The organism is Oceanisphaera arctica, assembly GCF_002936955.1.
GTDB classification, from domain to species: Bacteria; Pseudomonadota; Gammaproteobacteria; order Enterobacterales; family Aeromonadaceae; genus Oceanimonas; species Oceanimonas arctica.
Genome location: NZ_MPZM01000027.1, coordinates 18,393 through 38,238 on the forward strand (window position 1 = coordinate 18,393; position 19,846 = coordinate 38,238).

The 19,846-nt window shown below is 59.3% G+C and carries 24 protein-coding genes; 23 read left to right on the forward strand and 1 reads right to left on the reverse strand.

Annotated elements, in window-relative coordinates; translation table 11 throughout:
• Positions 1 to 60 precede the first annotated feature (60 nt).
• The 13 genes from livH to UN63_RS11785 all read left to right on the forward strand — a co-directional run bounded on the left by livH (position 61) and on the right by UN63_RS11785 (position 11,734).
• Complete coding sequence (gene livH, locus UN63_RS11725; protein ID WP_104486935.1) at positions 61 to 984, forward strand: high-affinity branched-chain amino acid ABC transporter permease LivH; 924 nt, start codon at positions 61 to 63, stop codon at positions 982 to 984.
• Positions 981 to 2,222 (forward strand): high-affinity branched-chain amino acid ABC transporter permease LivM, encoded by a 1,242-nt coding sequence (locus UN63_RS11730; protein ID WP_104486936.1) that lies wholly within the window; start codon positions 981 to 983, stop codon positions 2,220 to 2,222. Before livH ends, UN63_RS11730 begins: the two co-directional genes overlap by 4 nt.
• Positions 2,219 to 2,983 carry a high-affinity branched-chain amino acid ABC transporter ATP-binding protein LivG gene (gene livG / locus UN63_RS11735; RefSeq protein WP_280530387.1) on the forward strand — a complete coding sequence of 255 codons (765 nt, stop codon included), beginning with the start codon at positions 2,219 to 2,221 and terminating at the stop codon, positions 2,981 to 2,983. The genes UN63_RS11730 and livG overlap by 4 nt, the downstream gene beginning before the upstream one ends.
• Before the next feature lie 2 nt (positions 2,984 to 2,985).
• Positions 2,986 to 3,690 carry an ABC transporter ATP-binding protein gene (locus tag UN63_RS11740; RefSeq protein ID WP_104486938.1) on the forward strand — a complete coding sequence of 235 codons (705 nt, stop codon included), beginning with the start codon at positions 2,986 to 2,988 and terminating at the stop codon, positions 3,688 to 3,690.
• A gap of 55 nt (positions 3,691 to 3,745) precedes the next feature.
• Positions 3,746 to 4,063: a thiosulfate sulfurtransferase GlpE gene (glpE, locus tag UN63_RS11745; protein ID WP_104486939.1), complete on the forward strand. Its 318-nt coding sequence runs from the start codon at positions 3,746 to 3,748 to the stop codon at positions 4,061 to 4,063.
• Complete coding sequence (glpG, locus tag UN63_RS11750; RefSeq protein ID WP_104486940.1) at positions 4,063 to 4,896, forward strand: rhomboid family intramembrane serine protease GlpG; 834 nt, start codon at positions 4,063 to 4,065, stop codon at positions 4,894 to 4,896. The genes glpE and glpG overlap by 1 nt, the downstream gene beginning before the upstream one ends.
• Positions 4,897 to 5,123: 227 nt before the next feature.
• Positions 5,124 to 5,681, forward strand: a complete 558-nt coding sequence (locus UN63_RS11755) for a chorismate--pyruvate lyase family protein (protein WP_229793481.1) — start codon at positions 5,124 to 5,126, stop codon at positions 5,679 to 5,681.
• Between the two features lie 8 nt (positions 5,682 to 5,689).
• Positions 5,690 to 6,556: a 4-hydroxybenzoate octaprenyltransferase gene (ubiA, locus tag UN63_RS11760; protein WP_104486941.1), complete on the forward strand. Its 867-nt coding sequence runs from the start codon at positions 5,690 to 5,692 to the stop codon at positions 6,554 to 6,556.
• Between the two features lie 112 nt (positions 6,557 to 6,668).
• Positions 6,669 to 7,280, forward strand: a complete 612-nt coding sequence (lexA, locus tag UN63_RS11765) for a transcriptional repressor LexA (RefSeq protein ID WP_104486942.1) — start codon at positions 6,669 to 6,671, stop codon at positions 7,278 to 7,280.
• A gap of 300 nt (positions 7,281 to 7,580) precedes the next feature.
• Complete coding sequence (gene coxB / locus UN63_RS11770) at positions 7,581 to 8,702, forward strand: cytochrome c oxidase subunit II (protein WP_308428089.1); 1,122 nt, start codon at positions 7,581 to 7,583, stop codon at positions 8,700 to 8,702.
• A gap of 9 nt (positions 8,703 to 8,711) precedes the next feature.
• Positions 8,712 to 10,331 carry a cytochrome c oxidase subunit I gene (ctaD, locus tag UN63_RS11775; RefSeq protein ID WP_104486943.1) on the forward strand — a complete coding sequence of 540 codons (1,620 nt, stop codon included), beginning with the start codon at positions 8,712 to 8,714 and terminating at the stop codon, positions 10,329 to 10,331.
• Positions 10,318 to 10,848 carry a cytochrome c oxidase assembly protein gene (locus UN63_RS11780; RefSeq protein ID WP_104486944.1) on the forward strand — a complete coding sequence of 177 codons (531 nt, stop codon included), beginning with the start codon at positions 10,318 to 10,320 and terminating at the stop codon, positions 10,846 to 10,848. The genes ctaD and UN63_RS11780 overlap by 14 nt, the downstream gene beginning before the upstream one ends.
• Positions 10,849 to 10,864: 16 nt before the next feature.
• On the forward strand, positions 10,865 to 11,734 hold the full coding sequence (locus UN63_RS11785) for a cytochrome c oxidase subunit 3 (RefSeq protein ID WP_104486945.1): 870 nt from the start codon (positions 10,865 to 10,867) through the stop codon (positions 11,732 to 11,734).
• A gap of 16 nt (positions 11,735 to 11,750) precedes the next feature.
• Here the strand turns inward: UN63_RS11785 and UN63_RS11790 are convergent, their stop codons facing one another.
• Positions 11,751 to 11,957 carry a DUF2909 family protein gene (locus UN63_RS11790; RefSeq protein ID WP_104486946.1) on the reverse strand — a complete coding sequence of 69 codons (207 nt, stop codon included), beginning with the start codon at positions 11,955 to 11,957 and terminating at the stop codon, positions 11,751 to 11,753.
• Between the two features lie 23 nt (positions 11,958 to 11,980).
• Here UN63_RS11790 and UN63_RS11795 point away from each other — a divergent pair, with 23 nt between their 5' ends.
• From UN63_RS11795 to UN63_RS11840, 10 genes are all read left to right on the forward strand, one after another.
• Positions 11,981 to 12,661: an SURF1 family protein gene (locus tag UN63_RS11795; protein ID WP_229793480.1), complete on the forward strand. Its 681-nt coding sequence runs from the start codon at positions 11,981 to 11,983 to the stop codon at positions 12,659 to 12,661.
• Complete coding sequence (locus tag UN63_RS11800; RefSeq protein ID WP_104486947.1) at positions 12,651 to 13,100, forward strand: hypothetical protein; 450 nt, start codon at positions 12,651 to 12,653, stop codon at positions 13,098 to 13,100. Before UN63_RS11795 ends, UN63_RS11800 begins: the two co-directional genes overlap by 11 nt.
• Positions 13,101 to 13,109: 9 nt before the next feature.
• Positions 13,110 to 14,117 carry a COX15/CtaA family protein gene (locus UN63_RS11805; RefSeq protein WP_104486948.1) on the forward strand — a complete coding sequence of 336 codons (1,008 nt, stop codon included), beginning with the start codon at positions 13,110 to 13,112 and terminating at the stop codon, positions 14,115 to 14,117.
• A 24-nt stretch (positions 14,118 to 14,141) separates the two neighbouring features.
• On the forward strand, positions 14,142 to 15,038 hold the full coding sequence (cyoE, locus tag UN63_RS11810) for a heme o synthase (RefSeq protein ID WP_104486949.1): 897 nt from the start codon (positions 14,142 to 14,144) through the stop codon (positions 15,036 to 15,038).
• Positions 15,031 to 15,678: an SCO family protein gene (locus UN63_RS11815; protein ID WP_104486950.1), complete on the forward strand. Its 648-nt coding sequence runs from the start codon at positions 15,031 to 15,033 to the stop codon at positions 15,676 to 15,678. Before cyoE ends, UN63_RS11815 begins: the two co-directional genes overlap by 8 nt.
• A 118-nt stretch (positions 15,679 to 15,796) precedes the next feature.
• Positions 15,797 to 17,170, forward strand: coding sequence for an MATE family efflux transporter DinF (gene dinF, locus UN63_RS11820; protein WP_104486951.1), 1,374 nt, complete (start codon positions 15,797 to 15,799; stop codon positions 17,168 to 17,170).
• Positions 17,163 to 17,627 carry a tRNA (cytidine(34)-2'-O)-methyltransferase gene (locus UN63_RS11825; RefSeq protein ID WP_104486952.1) on the forward strand — a complete coding sequence of 155 codons (465 nt, stop codon included), beginning with the start codon at positions 17,163 to 17,165 and terminating at the stop codon, positions 17,625 to 17,627. The genes dinF and UN63_RS11825 overlap by 8 nt, the downstream gene beginning before the upstream one ends.
• 78 nt (positions 17,628 to 17,705) lie before the next feature.
• Complete coding sequence (gene fieF / locus UN63_RS11830; RefSeq protein WP_104486953.1) at positions 17,706 to 18,641, forward strand: cation efflux pump FieF; 936 nt, start codon at positions 17,706 to 17,708, stop codon at positions 18,639 to 18,641.
• Positions 18,642 to 18,644: 3 nt separating this feature from the next.
• Positions 18,645 to 19,427 (forward strand): serine O-acetyltransferase, encoded by a 783-nt coding sequence (gene cysE, locus UN63_RS11835; RefSeq protein WP_104486954.1) that lies wholly within the window; start codon positions 18,645 to 18,647, stop codon positions 19,425 to 19,427.
• Positions 19,428 to 19,568: 141 nt separating this feature from the next.
• Positions 19,569 to 19,778 (forward strand): cell division protein ZapB, encoded by a 210-nt coding sequence (locus tag UN63_RS11840; RefSeq protein WP_104486955.1) that lies wholly within the window; start codon positions 19,569 to 19,571, stop codon positions 19,776 to 19,778.
• Positions 19,779 to 19,846: the final 68 nt, after the last annotated feature.

The following is a 19,846-nucleotide window of genomic DNA, read 5'->3' on the forward strand; positions in this document are numbered from 1 at the left end:
GTTCCCCAGTTTCGCCCCGCCAGCATTACTTGCTTCGCTCTTACGACAAGGAAAGGTTGTATGTCTGAGCCCACTCTTTATTTTATCCAGCAGCTGCTCAATGGTCTGACCATCGGCAGTACCTATGCGCTGATCGCCATCGGCTACACCATGGTTTACGGCATCATCGGCATGATCAACTTCGCCCACGGCGAGGTGTACATGATCGGCGCCTACGCCGCCTTCATGGTGATGACCGGTCTGATGATGATTGGCATCGACAGCACCTGGCTGCTGCTGACAGCGGCCTTTCTGGTGAGCATCACCCTGACCAGTGTCTACGGCTACTCCATTGAGCGGGTCGCCTATCGGCCGTTGCGCGGCAGCAAGCGACTGATCGCACTTATCTCCGCCATCGGCATGTCGATTTTTCTGCAGAACATGATGCGTCTGTCTCAGGGCTCGCGCGATATTGCCATGCCCAGCCTGATCCCTGGTGGCTGGACCTTCGGTGAAAGCGGCTTTCAGGCCTCATTATCCTATATGCAGCTGATTATCTTCATCGTGACCTTCGTGGCCATGACCCTGCTGTCGTTGTTTATTTCCCGCTCCCGCATGGGCCGGGCCTGTCGGGCCTGTGCCGAAGATCTGAAAATGGCCAACCTGCTCGGCATCAACAGTAACACGGTGATCGCCCTGACCTTCGTCATCGGCGCGGCCCTGGCGGCGGTGGCCGGCGTCTTGCTGGGCTCCTATTACGGGGTCATCAATCCCTATATCGGCTTCATGGCCGGGCTCAAGGCCTTCACCGCCGCGGTGCTGGGCGGCATCGGCAGCATTCCCGGTGCCGTGATAGGCGGTATCTTGCTGGGGGTGACCGAAGCCATGACCGGCGCCTATTTCAGCACCGAATACAAGGATGTGGTCTCCTTCGGGCTGCTGATCGCGGTGCTGCTGTTCATGCCGACCGGCATTCTGGGCAAACCGGAGGTAGAAAAGGTATGAACAAACTCAAACCTGCATTGATTGCCGCCGTCCTGTTTTTGCTGCTGGCCGGCTGGCTACTCGGTTTTCGGCTCGAAACCGCCGGCACCCGGTTGATCGTTTCCAACCGTATGGATCAGACCTGGGAATGGCTGGCGTTGGGCGCCGCCCTGGTGTTTTTCGCCCAGTTGTTTCAGAGCCAGCTGCGCAAGCCCTTTCAATATCTGTCGGATCGCAAAAGCGGCTTCGCCCTGCCGGTGCCGGAAGAACGGCCCTGGCTATATCGCATCGTCACCGTGCTGGTGCTGGCCACCTTGCTGATCTGGCCCTTCATGGGGTCGCGCGGGGCCGTGGATCTGGCCACCCTGACCCTGATTTACGTGATGCTGGGGTTGGGGCTGAACGTGGTGGTGGGGCTGGCCGGGCTTCTGGATCTGGGTTACGTCGCCTTTTATGCGGTGGGTGCCTACAGTTATGCCCTGCTCAACGCCTATCTGGGGTTCGACTTCTGGACCTGCCTGCTGATTTCCGGCGGCATGGCGGCGCTGTTCGGCTTCTTGCTCGGTTTTCCGGTGCTGCGGCTACGCGGCGACTATCTGGCGATAGTGACCCTGGGCTTTGGCGAGATCATCCGTATCCTGCTCAACAACATGACCGAGCTCACCGGCGGCCCCAACGGCATCGCCGGCATTCCCAAACCCACCCTGTTCGGGCTGGAGTTCGAACGCCGGGGCGATAACACTTTTCACCAGTTTTTCGATATTGCCTACAACTCGGGCCACAAGGTGATTTTCCTCTACCTGCTGGCGCTCTTGCTGGTGGTGTTCACCATCTTCATCATCAATCGTCTGCTGCGCATGCCACTGGGCCGGGCCTGGGAAGCGTTGCGCGAAGATGAAATCGCCTGTCGCTCGCTGGGTCTCAACCCGACCCTTATCAAGCTCAGCGCCTTTACCATCGGCGCCGCCTTCGCCGGCTTTGCGGGCAGCTTTTTCGCCGCCCGTCAGGGATTCATCAGCCCCGAGTCATTCGTGTTTATCGAATCGGCCATCATCCTGGCCATAGTGGTGCTGGGCGGCATGGGCTCGCAGATTGGTGTGGTGCTGGCGGCCATCGTCATGACCATATTGCCGGAGCTGACCCGGGAGTTTAACGAATACCGCATGCTGCTGTTCGGCCTGCTGATGGTATTGATGATGATCTGGCGGCCTCAGGGGCTGCTGCCGATGCACAGACCCCACATGGAGCTGAAATCATGACGGCCCTGTTAACCGTATCCGATCTGACCATGCGCTTCGGTGGCCTGGTCGCCGTCGACAAGGTCGCGCTGAGCATGCAGGAGCGGCAAATCGTCTCGGTGATCGGCCCCAACGGCGCCGGCAAAACCACTGTGTTCAACTGCCTGTCCGGTTTTTACCGGCCCAGCGGTGGCACCGTCAATTTCAAGGGGCAGAACATACAGGGGCTGCCCGGCCACAAGATTGCAAGACGCGGCATGGTGCGCACCTTTCAGCATGTGCGGCTGTTCAAGGAAATGACGGTGCTGGAAAACCTGCTGGTAGCCCAGCACTTCCACCTGAACACCGGCTTTTTGTCCGGTCTGTTCAAGACCCCGGCCTTTCGTCGCTCCGAGCGGGACGGGCTGGCGCGGGCCCATTACTGGCTGGAAAAGGTGAACCTGACCGAGTTTGCCAACCGCACCGCCGACAACCTGGCCTATGGCCAGCAGCGGCGGCTGGAAATTGCCCGTTGCATGGCGGCACGACCGCAGCTGCTGATGCTGGACGAGCCGGCGGCAGGGCTTAACCCGAACGAGACTCGCGAGCTGGATAGATTGATCTGTGATTTGCGTGATAACGAAGGGGTCAGCATTCTGCTGATTGAACACGACATGAAGCTGGTCATGGGTATTTCCGACTATATCTATGTGGTCAATCAGGGGCGGCCGCTGGCCGAAGGCACACCGGAGCAGGTGCGGAACAACCCCGATGTGATCAAAGCCTACCTGGGGGAGACCTGAACATGCTGCATGTCGATAATGTCTGTGCCAGCTATGGCAAAATCCAGGCGCTGGAAGATGTGACCGTCGAAATACAGCAGGGTGAAATCGTCACCCTGATCGGGGCCAACGGCGCCGGCAAGACTACCCTGATGATGACCATCTGCGGCGAACCCAGACCTACTCAGGGGCGGGTGTTGTTCGAAGGTCAGGATCTGGGCGGCCTGGATACCGCCGCCATCATGCGCAAGGATATCGCCATCGTACCCGAGGGGCGACGTATCTTTGCCCGGCTGACGGTGGAAGAAAACCTGCACATGGGCGCCTTTTTCGTCGATAAGCGCGAGCATGCGGCGCTGCTGGCGGAGGTATATCAGATGTTTCCCCGGCTGAAGGAGCGCATGAACCAGCGGGCCGGCACCATGTCCGGCGGCGAGCAGCAGATGCTGGCCATCGGTCGGGCGCTGATGAGCAAGCCGCGATTATTGTTGCTGGACGAACCCTCGCTCGGGCTGGCGCCCATCATCATCGCCCAGATTTTCGAAACCATAGCCCGGCTGCGGGACGAAAAGGGCATGACGGTCTTTCTGGTGGAGCAGAACGCCAATCAGGCGCTCAAGCTGGCGGATCGGGGTTATGTGCTGGAAAACGGCCGCGTGGTGCTGGCCGATACCGGTGCCGCCCTGCTGGTCAACGAACAGGTACGGCAGGCTTATCTCGGCGGCTGATGCCAAGGTCGCCGATATTCGGTAAACTGCCCTAAATTTACGCTAGGAGTAACTCATGGAGCAGTTTGCCCATATTTCAGTGGCCGAGGCCGACACCCTGCTGAGTGGGGGCCGTGCCCGACTGGTGGATATTCGTGATCCCCAGTCCTTCGCCCTGGCTCACGCCGAAGGCGCCTTTCACCTGACCAACGATAGCCTGGTATCTTTTACCAACGAGGTCGATTACGAGACGCCGGTGGTCGTGATGTGCTACCACGGCGTCAGCAGTCAGGGCGCGGCCCAGTACCTGATCAATCAGGGCTTCGAGGAAGTCTACAGTCTGGATGGCGGCTTCGAAGCCTGGCGTCGCACCCAGAGTGTGGTGACGGCCTGATGAAATTGCTGCTGGTGCTCGATGATCCTCGCCGGGCCCAGTCGTTCGTCGATTACCTGGCCGATATGGGCCTCCACTGCGAGCTGACCCTGGATGATGAGAACAATGTCAGCATCTGGCTGGTCAACGAGTCCCGCTTTCAGCAGGCCCAGCAGGAAGTGAAGCGCTTTATCGCCGAGCCGCTGCATCCCCGTTATCAGGATGCGTCCTGGCGCCAGGGCGATACCCATGTGCATTTCAGCACAGATTCGGGCCGGCCCGGGTTGGCCCGGGATCTGTTGCGCCGAACCGGGCCGGTCAACATGCTGGTGCTGCTCGCCTGCGTGGCCATTTATGGCCTGAGCTGGCTGGGCTTGCCGATGTTCGGGCTGCTGGCGTTTCCTCTCAGCTGGGAATCGCTGTTGGGCCCCGAGTTCTGGCGCGCCTTTACTCCGGCGCTTCTGCATTTTTCCCTGATGCACCTGGTATTCAACCTGTTCTGGTGGTGGTATCTGGGTGGCATGGTGGAACGGCGGCTGGGTCACGGCAAGCTGCTGGTGCTGTTGCTGGTGGCGGCGGTACTGCCCAACCTGATGCAGTTCTGGGCCAGCGGCCCCCGCTTCGGCGGGCTGTCCGGGGTGGTCTATGCCCTGCTGGCCTACGTCTGGCTGTCCGGCCGGCTCAACCCGGCCCGGGGCATAGGGCTGCCGGACGGCATGGCTGTGTTCATGGTGGTCTGGCTGGTGCTGGGCTTTGCCGGTGTACTGGGACCGGTGGCCAATCTGGCGCACCTGGGTGGTGGGCTTATTGGTCTGTTACAGGCCTGGCTCGATCGCGGGCGACGGGCGCCGTGATACCGCTCCGCCAACGACATTTGATCGGCACTTTCCAGCATCAGATAGACAGACTCCCGAACATAGTCCGAATTCTGGTAGTTGGTAATAATGTCCGGCGTCATGGTGTAGTATAAGACCCCTCGGGAGCCCTCTCCCGAGCCCTAAGCTCACCGGTCAAGTGAATACGTATTTTTCAGAATAATGAAGCGATTCAAGTATGTGTTTTGCCATTTCAGGAAGTGCCAGTGATTAACACCGCCGATCATGCCTGGCACTGGGGGCCGGAATTACCGCAGTCTCAACTGCCATTGTGCAACTGGCTACAGGATGCCGGCTCTCTGACCGAACGGCTGCGGCGCCATTGCCGGCAGTTTAGGGTCCAGTTACAGAGCACCACCGCCGAAATCACCCTTACCCCGACCCAGGCCGCATGGATTGGCGCCGAACGTGCCTTTTGCCGCGAGGTCTTGCTGCTCTGCGACGAACAGCCCTGGGTCTATGCCAGCTCCCTGTATTCTCCCTCGACCCTGAATGTGGTTCCGGCTCTGGCCGGGTTGGGTCAGAGAGCGCTGGGCGAATTGTTGTTCGAAGATCCCCAATTGCAGCGCAGAGAGTTCGAGTTTGCCCAGCTGACGGCTGCACAATGGCGGCAGCTGGCTCAGATGCAGAGCATAGTGCAAGATACTGCGCCGGGAGATAGCTATCCCTTGCCCTGGGCTCGACGTTCGCTGCTGGCCACCGGCCAGGCCGGGGTATTGGTAACCGAATTGTTTTTGCCTGCCGCTCAGGCTTACCGAGAGTAGAGAGAACCATGACGACGACTGCAAGCCGACCACGCTGGCGTGCCTATATGGCGCTGGCTCGACTCGACAAGCCCATCGGCACCCTGCTGCTGTTGTGGCCTACCCTGTGGGCGCTCTGGATTGCCGGCGATGGCCGGCCCTCATTCTGGCTGCTGCTGGTGTTTGTGGCCGGGGTCTTTTCGATGCGTTCAGCAGGTTGTGTGATCAACGATTATGCGGACCGCCATATCGATGGTCACGTCAAGCGCACCAAAGGTCGGCCGCTGCCGAGCGGTGAGCTGACCGAGCGGCAGGCGCTGGGCTTTTTCGCTCTGCTGGTGGGCATATCCTTCGTGCTGGTGCTGACCACCAACGCCCTGACCATTCAGCTGGCGGTGGCGGGCCTGGGCTGGGCCGCGCTTTATCCCTTCATGAAGCGTTACACCAACCTGCCGCAGCTGTTCCTGGGCATCGCCTTTTCCTGGGCGATACCCATGGCTTTTGCCGCCCAGAGCGACAGCCTGCCGATGGGACTCTGGCTGCTGTTCGCGGCCAATCTGACCTGGACCATCGCCTACGACACCATGTATGCCATGGTGGATCGAGACGACGATCTGCGTATCGGGGTCAAGTCGACCGCCATCCTGTTTGGTCGCCGCGACAAGCTGATAGTCGGCCTGTTGCAACTGCTGACCCTGATCTTGCTGGTGGCCGCCGGCCAGACCTTTGCCCTGGGGCCGCTCTTCTACTGGAGTCTGCTGGGTGCCGCAGGCTTGTTCGTGTATCAGCAGCGGCAGATCCGCGACCGGGAGCGCATGGCCTGCTTCGGCGCCTTCCTCAACAACAACTATGTGGGCATGCTGGTGTTCGCCGGCGTAGTGCTGAGCTTGCTTTAACGGTGGCAAGAGCGATGACAGGAGTGGCGGCAGGACGGAGCAGACTTTATGCTTGCCCTGCCGGATTTACTGGATATACTGACAGTTAACTGTATAAAAAAACAGGTCCATTATGAAAGCCCTTACGCCTCGCCAGTCTCAGGTACTGGAGATCATCAAAGAGCATATTCAGCAGACCGGGATGCCGCCGACCCGTGCCGAAATTGCCCAAACTCTGGGCTTTAAATCGGCTAATGCCGCCGAAGAACACCTCAAGGCACTGGCCAAGAAAGGCGTCATCACCATGATGCCCGGCACCTCTCGTGGCATTCGCCTGACCGAGGAAGAAGAAGAGGCGCTGGGGCTGCCCTTGATCGGGCGCGTCGCCGCCGGTGAGCCCATTCTGGCCCAGCAGCATATCGAGAGCCACTACAAGCTGGATCCGTCCCTGTTTCATCCTTCGGCCGATTTTCTGCTGCGGGTAAAGGGCATGAGCATGAAGAACATCGGTATCATGGACGGCGATCTGCTGGCGGTGCACAAGACTCAGGAAGTCCGCAACGGCCAGGTGGTGGTTGCCCGGCTGGACGATGAAGTGACGGTCAAACGCTTTCAGCGCCAGGGCAGCAAGGTCAGCCTGCTACCCGAAAACGAGGAGCTTTCCCCCATAGAGGTGGACCTGCGCAGTCAGGAGCTGATTATCGAAGGCCTGGCCGTCGGCGTGATCCGCAACTCTGATTTCTGATTTCCCCTTGCTCTGAATAGCGCACTCCGGGGTGGTTCATCCGCCCCGTCTCCCTCCTGGTCTTCTGTCTCGAATGTATGCTTTCTCTTCTTGCATATCGAGTTGCCCTTAAACAGCGCTAACAGGCGACTCCTATCCCTTCGCTAAGCCCTAACTTCCTTTTTTACTTCAATTTTTTACTTTTTCATTATCAGTGCTTTACTTAGTGAGTGCCGGGCCGAGGGATGTGGTAGCCCGACAAGCACTGACTCGTTATATGAGTACACCAAAAAATACAGGAAGAAACTTTCGGGGGTGCGTGTGAAGCCGATTATTCTGCTGTTGTCCTTGCTGGCAACGCTGCCTGTGCGGGCGCAAGGCCGTTTGAATATGACCCAGGGGGTCACCGATATCAGCCAGAAGGTGTATGGCCTGCATATGACCATACTGATCATCTGCGCCGTTATCGGTGTGCTGGTGTTCGGGGTCATGTTCTGGGCCATTATCCATCACCGAAAATCCAAGGGAGCCCGTGCGGCTCAATTTCATGAAAGTACCAAGGTCGAGATCCTCTGGACCCTGATCCCCTTCGTCATTCTGATTGCGATGGCCGTTCCTGCCACTCGCACCCTGGTGGCAATGGAAGACGCCTCTCAATCCGATCTCACAGTGCAGATCACCGGCTCCCAGTGGAAGTGGCATTACCGGTACTTCGACGAGGGGGTCGAGTTCTACAGTCTGCTGGCCACCTTGCCTCAGCAAATTGAAGGTCGGGTGGCCAAGGGGAAAAACTATCTGCTCGAAGTCGACCAGCCGCTGGTGCTGCCTACCGACCGCAAAATTCGTTTTCTGATCACATCCGATGACGTTATCCACTCCTGGTGGATGCCGGCGTTCGCGGTGAAAAAAGACGCCATTCCCGGCTTTATCAACGAGGCCTGGACCCGCATCAACCAGACCGGCCTGTATCGTGGCCAGTGCGCCGAGCTGTGCGGCAAAGACCATGGCTTCATGCCGATAGTGGTGGATGCCCGTTCGCCCGAGGAGTTCGATGGCTGGCTGGCCCAGGCTCGCGCCAGGCAGGCCGAGGTAAAGGCGGCCGAGCAGGAGCTGGTGGCGATGGAAATGACCATGGACGAGCTGATGCAGCTGGGTGAGCAGGTTTATCAGCGCCACTGCGCGGCCTGTCACCAGGCCAGTGGTGAAGGGATACCCGGCGCCTTTCCGGCACTCAAGGGCAGTGAGCTGATTCTCAACGATAAGGCCGCCCACATCGATATCGTGCTGTACGGCAAGGCCGGCACCGCCATGCAGAGTTTCGACAAGCAGCTGGCGCTGAAAGAGCTGGCCGCGGTGATCACCTATGAGCGTAATGCCTGGGGTAACAACACTGGTGAAATGGTGCAGCCCGGCGACATCAATCAGGCCAGGCAGGGACAATAGGGGGCAGGGATGACACAGCTAAACGTAACAGACACCGCCGATGAACATATGAACCATGAAGAGGCTCATCATGGTCCGGCCAGAGGTTTCAGCCGCTGGCTGTTCACCACCAACCATAAAGACATCGGCACCATGTATCTGCTGTTCAGCCTGACCATGTTCTTTATTGGTGGCGGCATGGCCATGGTGATCCGGGCCGAGCTGTTTCAGCCGGGGTTACAGCTGGTGGAGCCGAATTTCTTCAACCAGATGACCACAATGCACGGCCTGGTGATGATCTTCGGCGCCGTGATGCCGTCCTTTGTCGGCTTGGCCAACTGGATGATCCCCATGATGATAGGCGCGCCGGACATGGCGTTGCCGCGAATGAACAACTGGAGCTTCTGGATACTGCCCTTCGCCTTCGTGCTGATGCTGTCGTCGCTGTTCATGCCCGGGGGCGGCCCCAACTTCGGCTGGACCTTCTATGCGCCCTTGTCTACCACCTATGCACCGGACAGCACAGCCCTGTTCGTGTTCGCCATTCATATCATGGGTATCAGCTCCATCATGGGGGCCATCAACGTCATAGTGACCATCTGGAACCTGCGGGCGCCGGGCATGACCTGGATGAAGCTGCCGCTGTTCTGCTGGACCTGGCTGATCACCGCTTTTCTGCTGATCGCGGTCATGCCGGTACTGGCGGGGGCGGTGACCATGGTGCTGACCGACAAGTACTTCGGTACCAGCTTCTTCGAGGCCGCCGGCGGCGGTGATCCCGTGATGTTTCAGCATATATTCTGGTTTTTCGGGCATCCAGAGGTCTACATCATGATACTGCCGAGTTTCGGCATTATCTCTGCCATCATTCCCACCTTCTGCCGCAAGCCCTTGTTCGGCTATGCCTCCATGGTGTACGCCACCGCCTCCATCGCGGGCCTGAGCTTTCTGGTGTGGGCGCACCACATGTTTACCGTGGGCATGCCGGTGGCGGCCGAGCTGTTCTTCATGTATTGCACCATGCTGATTTCGGTGCCGACCGGGGTCAAGGTGTTCAACTGGGTGGCGACCATGTGGCGAGGCTCGCTCAGCTTCGAAGTGCCCATGCTGTTTGCCCTGGCCTTTATCGTGCTGTTCACCATTGGCGGCTTCAGCGGCCTGATGCTGGCCATCACCCCGGCCGACTTCCAGTATCACGACACCTATTTTGTGGTGGCCCATTTCCACTATGTGCTGGTGACCGGTGCCATCTTCTCTGTGCTGGCGGCGGTGTACTACTGGCTGCCAAAATGGACCGGTCACATGTTCAACGAACGGCTGGCCAAGTGGCACTTCTGGTGCTCGGTGATTTCGGTCAACGTGCTGTTTTTCCCCATGCATTTTCTGGGATTGGGCGGCATGCCCCGCCGTATTCCCGACTACTCGCTGCAGTTCGCCGACATCAACGCCCTGGTCAGCATCGGCGGTTTCGCCTTCGGGCTGTCTCAGCTTATCTTTGTGGTGGTGCTGATCAAATGTATCCGCGGCGGAGAAAAAGCCCCGGCCAGCGCCTGGGAAGGGGCGCACGGGCTGGAGTGGACTGTGCCGTCACCGGCGCCTTACCACACCTTCAGCACGCCACCGGAGATAGAAGGCAATGGCTCACGGTAACAAGATAGCGGTCAGGCTCGGCCTGCTGGCGGTGGCCATGTTCGGGTTCGGTTTTGTGCTGGTACCGCTGTATGACGTCTTCTGCGATATCACCGGGCTGAACGGTAAAACCGCTACCAGTGCGGTGGCCGAATCCCGGGTGGTGGACGAACAGCGGCTGGTGACGGTGGAGTTCGTCACCTATCAGAGCAATGGGTTGCGGGGAGACTTCACTCCCTCGGTGCGGCGGTTGCAGGTGCGACCGGGCGAGATGCATCAGGTGGACTTTACCGTCAACAATCCCGGAGCCGACGCCAAGGTGCTGAGGGCCATTCCCTCGGTATCACCGGGGCTGGCGGCAGGTTACCTGCGCAAAACAGAATGCTTCTGTTTTCAGGAGCAACCCATAGCGGCAGGGGACGAGGCGGTGATGCCGATGCGCTTTTATGTGGATCAGGCTCTGCCGACGGACATAGAGGTATTTACCCTGTCCTACACCCTGTACGACATCAGCGAGCAGGTTGCCACACGCAGCTGAGCTTAAGGAGGCAAGCATGGCGGTCAAGACTCAGCAATATTATGTACCGGCCCAGAGTCCCTGGCCGATAGTAGGCGCCCTGGGATTGTTTTTGATGGCGTCCGGCGCCGGCCTCTGGGCCGCGGGCATTGCCGGAATCACGGGTCCCGTGGTGTTTGCCGCCGGCACCCTGGTGATGACGGTGATGCTGTTCGGCTGGTTCGGCAACGTGATTAACGAGTCGCACGCCGGGCTCTACAGTGACCAGATGGACAGATCCTTTCGTCAGGGAATGAGCTGGTTCATCTTCTCCGAAGTGATGTTCTTCGGGGCTTTCTTCGGCGCCTTGTTTTATGCCCGAATACTGTCCGTACCCTGGCTGGGCGGGGCCGGCAACAACGCCATGACCAACGCCGTCTTGTGGCCTGACTTCAGTGCCAGCTGGCCGCTGTTGCAGACGCCGGGTGGCATCGAAACCACCGCCATGGGCTGGTTTGGTTTACCGCTGATTAACACCGTTATTCTGCTGACGTCGTCTGTGACTGCGCATCTGGCCCATCTGGCCCTGCTGCAGGAACGACGCGTTCGTATCAAGCAGTGGCTGGGCCTTACCGTACTGCTGGGCCTGACCTTCCTGACATTGCAGGTGTGGGAATATGTGCATGCCTATGAGGAGTTGGGGCTGCGGTTGGACTCCGGTATCTACGGCAATACCTTCTTCCTGCTTACCGGCTTTCATGGTGCCCACGTCACCCTGGGTACCCTGATGCTGTTTGTCATGTGGTTGCGGGTGCGCAAGGGACACTTCACCCCGGCCCAGCATTTCGGCTTTCAGGCCAGCAGCTGGTACTGGCATTTTGTGGACGTGGTCTGGCTCTGTCTGTTCGTTTTTGTCTATATTCTATAGAGGCTTCAATAGAGCCTTATCCGGGAGTGGTGTTGGGCACCAGCAGGCCGGTAGCCAGCGCCGCTATCAACAGCAACACGATGAACACGGCGAACAACAGACGGCGGCCTATGTAGCGGCTCATCAGCAGCGGATCCCGCTGCGAGAGCATGGCCTTCAGGCCCAGCAACAAGTTGCCGATCATACAAAATAGCAGCAATACAATCAGTAGTTTGAGCAGCATGAGCGTTTTCCTGGAGAGACTGGATGTTGAGTATAGGAAAAAGTGGGGGGCTGCTGGCGCTGACCGGGGTGATGACTCTGCTGATGATCACCATGGGGGTATGGCAGCTGTCCCGAGCCGACGAGAAACGGCTGTTGCTGCAGGAATGGCAGCAACGTCGCGATATCAGCCTGGCGTTGAATGAAGCCCTAAGCATGCAGATTCCCTTCGGCTACCGGCTGGAGGTGAGCGGTGTCTATCTGGCCGGTGGCGATCTCTTTCTCGATAACCAGATAGAGTCAGGCCGGGCGGGCTATCGGCTGATTCGGCCGCTACAAACCCGATATGGTCTGCTGGCGGTGGATACGGGCTGGTGGCCGGCCGATCCGGATCGGCGCAAGCTGCCACCGATACCGCCGCAAGAAGAGCCGGTGCAGCTGTCCGGCAACATCATTCGTCCCTATGTTCCCCCACTGTCTCTGGGTGAGGAGCTCTTCGAGCCTCGACTGCGTCGTGTATCCGGACTGGAACAAACCCGGATAGAGCAAATATGGGGTCAGCAGGCGCTGCCCTTCGTGCTGAAACTTGGTGCTGAAAAAGATGACTGGCAGCCGGTGGTGATGGGGCCGGAGCGGCATATCGGATATGCGGTGCAGTGGTTTGTCATGACGCTGGCAATCTGGGGTGCTGCAGCATGGTGGTATCGGAGGCGAGATGAAGCATAAAACCCGTAAAACCCATAAAACGATACTGGCCTTGTTGGGTGTCTTTCTGCTGCCGGTGGCCCTGGCCTGGCTGACCCTGTCCCAAGGCTGGTTCACTCCCGGTGTAAACGGCCACGGTGAATGGGTGCAGGGGCATATCGCCGAGGATAGTCAGTGGCGGCTGGTCTTGCCGGTCACCCCGGAATGCGAGTCCTGTGCGATGGCAGAGCCCTTGCTGAATAACATCGACCTTGCCCTGGGGCGGGACAGCAACCGGGTGTCGGTGCTACGGCTGCCGGCCGGTAACGGGCTGGAAGCAGGTTTTGTTTATATTGCCGATCCTCCGGGTCTGCTGATCATGCGCTACCCCCTGAGTGGTGATGAGGTTAGCGACCGGCTGACCGGCAAGGCGCTACTCGGTGACTTGCGGCGCCTGCTCAAATTTTCCCGGGCCGGATAGGAGGAAGCCATGCGCCGACTTTGTCTCTTTGCCTTTGGGCTGACCCTGGTGGTGGTGGTACTGGGTGCCTATACCCGGCTGACCGATGCGGGCCTGGGCTGCCCCGACTGGCCCGGCTGTTATGGCTTCAACTATGTGCCCGGCTCGGCACAGGATCATGCCACGGCGGCGCTGCGTTTTCCCGATAACCCATTGGAAGTGGCCAAGGCCCGCAACGAGATGGTGCATCGCTATGCGGCGGGCACCTTGGGTTGCACCATATTGCTGATGGCGCTCTGGTCTCTGCGTGCATCCCTGCGGGCCTATCGCGGCTTTGCCTGGGGGCTGCTGGCGCTGGTGTGTGGTCAGGCGACCCTCGGTATGCTGACGGTGACCCTGAACCTGTTGCCTTTCGTGGTGATGGGACACCTGCTGGGTGGCTTCACCATTCTGGCGTTGTTGTTTCTCTTGCTCTGTAAAACCAGGCCACCCCGGGAGACCTATCGTGGGCGGGGCCTGGCCGGCTGGTTTCTGCTGGCGCTGGGGGCCTTGCTGCTGCAGATTGCGCTGGGCGGCTGGACTGCGGCCAACTATGCGGCCATGGCCTGCCTCGAGTTGCCGGTATGTCAGGGTGACTGGCCGAGCCAGTGGCAGTGGAGCGCCTTTCATCCTCACGGGGTACCGGCAGCAAGCTACCAGTACGGGGTACTCAGCCAGGATGAACGAGTCACCATTCATGCGGCGCACCGGCTCTGGGCCATGGTCACCGCTTGTGTGTTGCTGATGTTGGCCTGGCGATTATGGCAACAGCCGGTGCTGCGCACTTGGGGGGCTGTGCTGGCGCTGGGGGTGGTGATGCAGCTGGCGCTGGGGGGGGCCAACGTGGTGCTGCACCTGCCGCTGGCGGTGGCGGTGGCCCACAACGCCGGTGCCGCCATTTTGTTGTTGGTGTTAACGGGAACCGGTGAACGTCTCTGGCGAGCCAGAGCAAATCCCGTGCGTGTTCATGGCTTTGTCGCCGCAATGAATCAAAACTGACGGGAAATACCCGATGGAGGCTGTATGGCTAGAAGCGCGCTGTTATCCAGAAGCTGGACACTAAACTGGCGGGATTATTTTGCCCTCACCAAACCCAAGGTGGTGGCTCTGATCCTGCTGACGGCCGTGGTGGGCATGTTTTTGACCGATACCTTGCCGACGCCGTGGCGGGTGCTGGCGGCCACTCTCGGTATTGGTCTGATGGCCGGTGGAGCGGCGGCCATCAACCATGTGCTGGACCGGCGCATCGATATCAAGATGGCGCGTACCTATCACAGGCCCGTGGCTCAGGGGCGGGTGCAGGGCGGTCCGGCGCTGGCCTTTGCTTTTACCCTGTCTGGTGCTGGCCTCGCCATACTGCTGCTGTGGGTCAATGCGCTCACCGCCTGGCTGACCCTGGCATCCTTGCTGGGCTATGCGGTGGTGTATACGGTATGGCTGAAGCGAGCCACGCCGCAGAATATCGTAATTGGCGGTCTGGCCGGGGCCATGCCGCCGCTGCTGGGCTGGACGGCGGTGACCGGCGAATTTCACGGCCATGCGCTGCTGCTGGTGATGATCATTTTCGCCTGGACCCCGCCGCACTTCTGGGCTCTGGCCATTCATCGGCGGGATGATTACGCCAAGGCGGAAATCCCCATGCTGCCGGTGACCCACGGTATCGAGTTCAGCAAGACCTGTGTGCTGCTCTACACCCTGTTGCTGACCCTGGTCTGTCTCTTGCCCTGGGTCGTGGGCATGTCCGGCATTCTCTATCTGGTGGGGGCCAGCTTGCTGAATCTGCGTTTTATTCAGTGGGCCTGGCGGTTGAAGTTTAGACCTGAGCCGCAAACCGCATTACAATGTTTCCGCTTTTCAATCAGTCATTTAATGTGGCTTTTTGTCCTTATACTGGCGGATCACTGGATAGATTATGGCTAATACGAGCAGATGGATATGGATACTGGCGATGGTTCTGATCATCGCCGGTACCCTGAGTGGGGCCGCCTGGTATGCGGACAGAAAGAATAACCTGACCGAGGCAGTGGTGGTCTACCCCGAGCCCCGCACCCTGACGCCTTTCACCCTGACGGACGCAGCCGGCCAGCCCTTTACCGAGCAGAACCTGCTCGGGCGCTGGAGCCTGGTCTTTGTCGGCTACACTCACTGCCCCGATATCTGCCCCACCACACTGTCGGATCTGGCACGGATTTACCCCGAGTTGACCCGGCTGAGCGACAAGGTACAGGTGGTGTTCGTTTCGGCCGATCCGGCCCGCGATACCCCCGAACGTCTGAAAGCCTATACCGCCTATTTCAACCCCGACTTCGTGGCGGTCACCGCCGAGCATGAACGGCTGACGCCGGCGGTGCAGCAGTTGGGACTGATTTACGGCATCTTCGAGCGGGACGAAACCGAATATCTGGTCGATCACTCCGCCTCCATCGCCCTGGTGAATCCCAGGGGGCAGCTGCATGCCTCCTTCCGGCCCGGCTTCGACGAACAGAACCCGATGCCACTGGTCAACGGTGCCGAGCTGGTGAAAAATTTCTCCGGCATAGTGGCCCACTGGGGCGATTAAACGAATAAAGCATGAGGGGTGATACACACCGCCGAGCTGACCGGAACCTTGGCCTGATCATGTGCCCGTTCGCCTCACTCTTTCCCCTTCACACCTCACCATCAATGTAAGAGTTTTTATGTGGTCATCCTTTCTTAACGGGGCCCGTCACCGTCAGGTGTTTGCGCTGGCCCTGCCCATGGTGTTGTCCAATATTACCGTGCCGTTGCTCGGCCTGGTGGACACCATCGTCATCGGCCATCTCGAGCATGCCTATTACCTGGGCGGGGTGGCGGTGGGCGCCACCATCATCAGCCTGATCTTCTGGTTGCTCGGTTTTCTGCGGATGTCGACCACCGGCCTGGCGGCCCAGGCGGTGGGCGCCGGTGACAGCGAACGCTTGCTGCAGGTGCTGGCGCGCGGCCTGCTGCTGGCCTGGGGGCTGGCGCTGATGATACTGCTGGTGCAGCAACCGTTGATGGATCTGGCATTCTGGCTGGTCGGGGGCAGCAGCGAGGTACAGCTCTACGGTCGTGATTATGTCATGATCAGGATCTGGAGCGCGCCGGCAGCGCTGACCAATCTGGTGCTGCTGGGCTGGCTGCTGGGCAACCAGAATGCACGGGCGCCCATGCTGCTGTTGATTCTGGGTAACGGGGCCAATATTCTGCTCGATATCTGGTTTGTGCTGGGACTGGGCTGGCAGGTCAAGGGAGCGGCGGCGGCCTCGGTGCTGGCGGACTATCTGGCCATGGCACTGGGCGCCTGGCTGGTATGGCGTACCCTGCAGTCGCGGGGAGTCATGCCGGCGGCGGATTTCTGGCAACGGACTCTACACCTGGCCGCCTTCAAGCGGCTGCTGGGGTTGAACCGGGATATTTTCATTCGCGCACTTTGTCTGCAGCTGTGCTTCGCCTTCATGACCTTTCAGGGCGCGCGACTAGGTGACGAGGTGCTGGCCGCCAATGCGGTGCTGATGAACTTTCTGATGTTCATCTCCTTCGGGCTGGACGGCTTCGCTTATGCGGTTGAGGCCATGGTGGGCAAGGCGGTGGGAGCGCGAGACCGGGTCGGATTTCGTCTGGCCTGTGGCCTTAATCTGTTCTGGGGTGGCGTGGTGGCGGTGTTGTTCACCCTGGTTTTTGCCCTGGCGGGTGACCTCCTGATTGGTCTGATCACCAATATTTCCGCCGTGCGTAATCAGGCTCTCCAGTATCTGCCCTGGTTGGTGCTGATGCCGCTGGCGGCCTGTTGGTGTTTTATTCTCGATGGTATCTTTATCGGCACCACCCGGGGGCGAGAGATGCGCGACATGATGTTGTTGTCTACCGCCGGCGTGTTTTTTCCGGTGTGGTGGCTGGCGCAGGAGCTTGGGAATCATGGCCTCTGGCTGGCCATGCTGTGTTTTATGCTGGCCCGGGGGCTTACCCTGGGCTGGGCCTGGTGGCGACTGGACCGTCGGCAGGGTTTTATGGATCATGACGACGTGATGAGAGAAACCAACGATGTTTGATATTGCGCTTTACGAGCCGGAAATAGCACCCAATACCGGTAACATCATGCGGCTGGCGCGTAACAACGGCTGCCACCTGCACCTGATTGAGCCGCTCGGTTTCGATTTGGAAGAAAAAAAACTGCGCCGGGCCGGGCTGGATTATGCGGACTTTGGCCGCATCAGTGTGCATAAGGACTATCCGGCGTTTTTGCAGGCGGTGGCGGGGCAGCGTCTGTTTGCCTGTACCACCAAGGGCAGTCGGCCGCATCATGAACCCGATTATCAGCCGGGCGATGTCTTGCTGTTCGGGCCAGAAACCCGGGGGCTGCCGGACGAGGTACTGGCATCGGTGGCGCCGGAACAGCGTATTCGCATTCCTATGCAGCCGGACAGCCGCAGCCTGAATCTGTCCAATGCGGTGGCCATCATCAGCTACGAGGCCTGGCGCCAGCACGACTTTGCCGGGGCAAAATAACCCCGATGATACGACCTCGGTGTCACCCTGGTGGCAGACGAGGGTATACTGCAACAAACTTCCTTTGGCGGCTGACGCATGAAAGAACCCACTTCCTACTCTCGTCTGGTTACCACGGCGGCGGTGGCCGCCACCGTGGTGGCCGGCCTGATGATACTTGCCAAGTTGCTGGCCTGGTTTTACACCGGTTCGGCCAGCATGCTGGCCTCGCTGACCGACTCCCTGCTCGATATCAGCGCCTCGCTTATTAACCTGATGGCCATCCGTTATGCGCTGGTGCCAGCGGACAAGGATCATCGTTTCGGTCACGGCAAGGCGGAATCTCTGGCCGGGCTGGCCCAGTCCGCCTTTATCAGCGGTTCGGCTATTTTCCTGATTATCACGGGCATCTCCCGCCTGTTTAACGCCCAGGAAGTGACCCATGCGACGCTGGGTATCTGGGTGATGCTGTTTTCACTGCTGCTGACCTTCGGCCTGGTGCTGTTTCAGGGGTATGTGATCAAGCGGACCGACTCGGTGGCGATTCGTGCCGATCAGCTGCACTATCGTTCGGATATTCTGCTCAACGTCGGCGTGTTGCTGGCCATCGGCCTGGCGTGGTGGGGATGGCACTGGGCCGATGCGGTTTTTGCGCTGCTGATCGGGGTTTACATCCTCAAGGGCGCGCTGAAGATCGGTTATGATGCGGTACAGATGCTACTCGATCGGCGGTTGCCGGAAACGGAGCAAAAGCGCATTATTGAGACCTGTCTGGCGGTGGAAGGGGTATACGGACTCCATGAGTTGCGTACCCGGCAGTCGGGCCAGACCCGATTTATTCAGTTGCACCTGGAGCTGGACGACAAGCTGCCCCTGGTGCGTGCCCACCGTATCGCCGATCAGGCAGAGCGGGAACTGCACACGCTGTTTCCCGACACCGACGTTATTATTCATATGGACCCCATTTCGGTCCTGCCCCGAGAGGCCCATTCTCAGGATATGAGCGAACATAAATTCATAGAAGACAAGGTTTAACCCATGGAAGACGGCATTCAATCCAGCACCTGGTTGCGCATCCGCGAAGAAGCCCAGCGGATGATTGCAGAAGAGCCGATGCTCGGCAGCTTTTATTATTCGACGATCCTTAACCATGACACCCTCAAATGTGCCCTGAGCTTTATTCTGGCCAACAAGCTGGAAAGTTCGGTTATGCCGGCGATCAGCCTGCGGGAAGTGATCGAAATGGTGGCGGATGCCGAGCCGGCGATTCTGGATATGGCCGCGATGGACATCTGTGCGGTACAGGAGCGGGATCCGGCGGTGGAGCTGTTTTCCACCCCGCTTCTCTACCTGAAAGGCTTTCATGCCCTGCAGGGGTATCGGATCGGCAACTGGCTGTGGCGGCATGACCGTCGCGCCCTGGCGACCTATCTGCAAAACCAGATTTCGGTGGTGTTCGGGGTGGATGTACATCCGGCGGCCCGTATCGGCAAGGGCATCATGTTCGACCATGCTACCGGCATAGTAGTGGGCGAAACTGCAGTGATCGAAGACGATGTTTCCATACTGCAAAGCGTGACCCTGGGCGGTACCGGCAAGGCCGGTGGCGATCGACATCCGAAGATCCGGGAAGGCGTTATGATCGGCGCCGGCGCCAAAATCCTGGGCAATATCGAAGTGGGCAAGGGCGCCAAGATTGGCGCCGGCAGTGTGGTACTGGAGCCGGTGCCGCCGCACACCACAGTAGCCGGTGTGCCTGCCCGCGTGGTCGGCCGCCCCGGCTCCGACAAGCCGTCACTGGATATGAGTCAGAATATCTGAGACTTTTGTTGACGCGGCCAACATTAATTAACCGTAAAGGGTGTCGAGATAGCGGGGCCGCTTGTCGTCTTGGAGTGGCCGCGGTATCCTCGAGCGCTGAGGGGCCTGCGGGCCGAATAACCGTCATTTAGGGGTGAGTGCATGTCTTTTGATGTATTGGAAAAACTGGAATCCAAAATCCAGGCGGCAGTGGACACCATTTCCCTGCTGCAAATGGAAGTCGATGAACTGAAAGAGCAAAATGGCCAGCTGGGCGAAGAAAACCAGCAGCTGAAGCAGCAGCACGATACCTGGCAAGAGCGCCTGCGGGTGTTGCTGGGTAAAATCGATCAGGTAGAAGAAAGCGCCTGAATCATAACGCCGGCATTGCCGGCGTTATCTGTATCAGCAGCCATCGGGTGCTGATAACAACAAAAAGG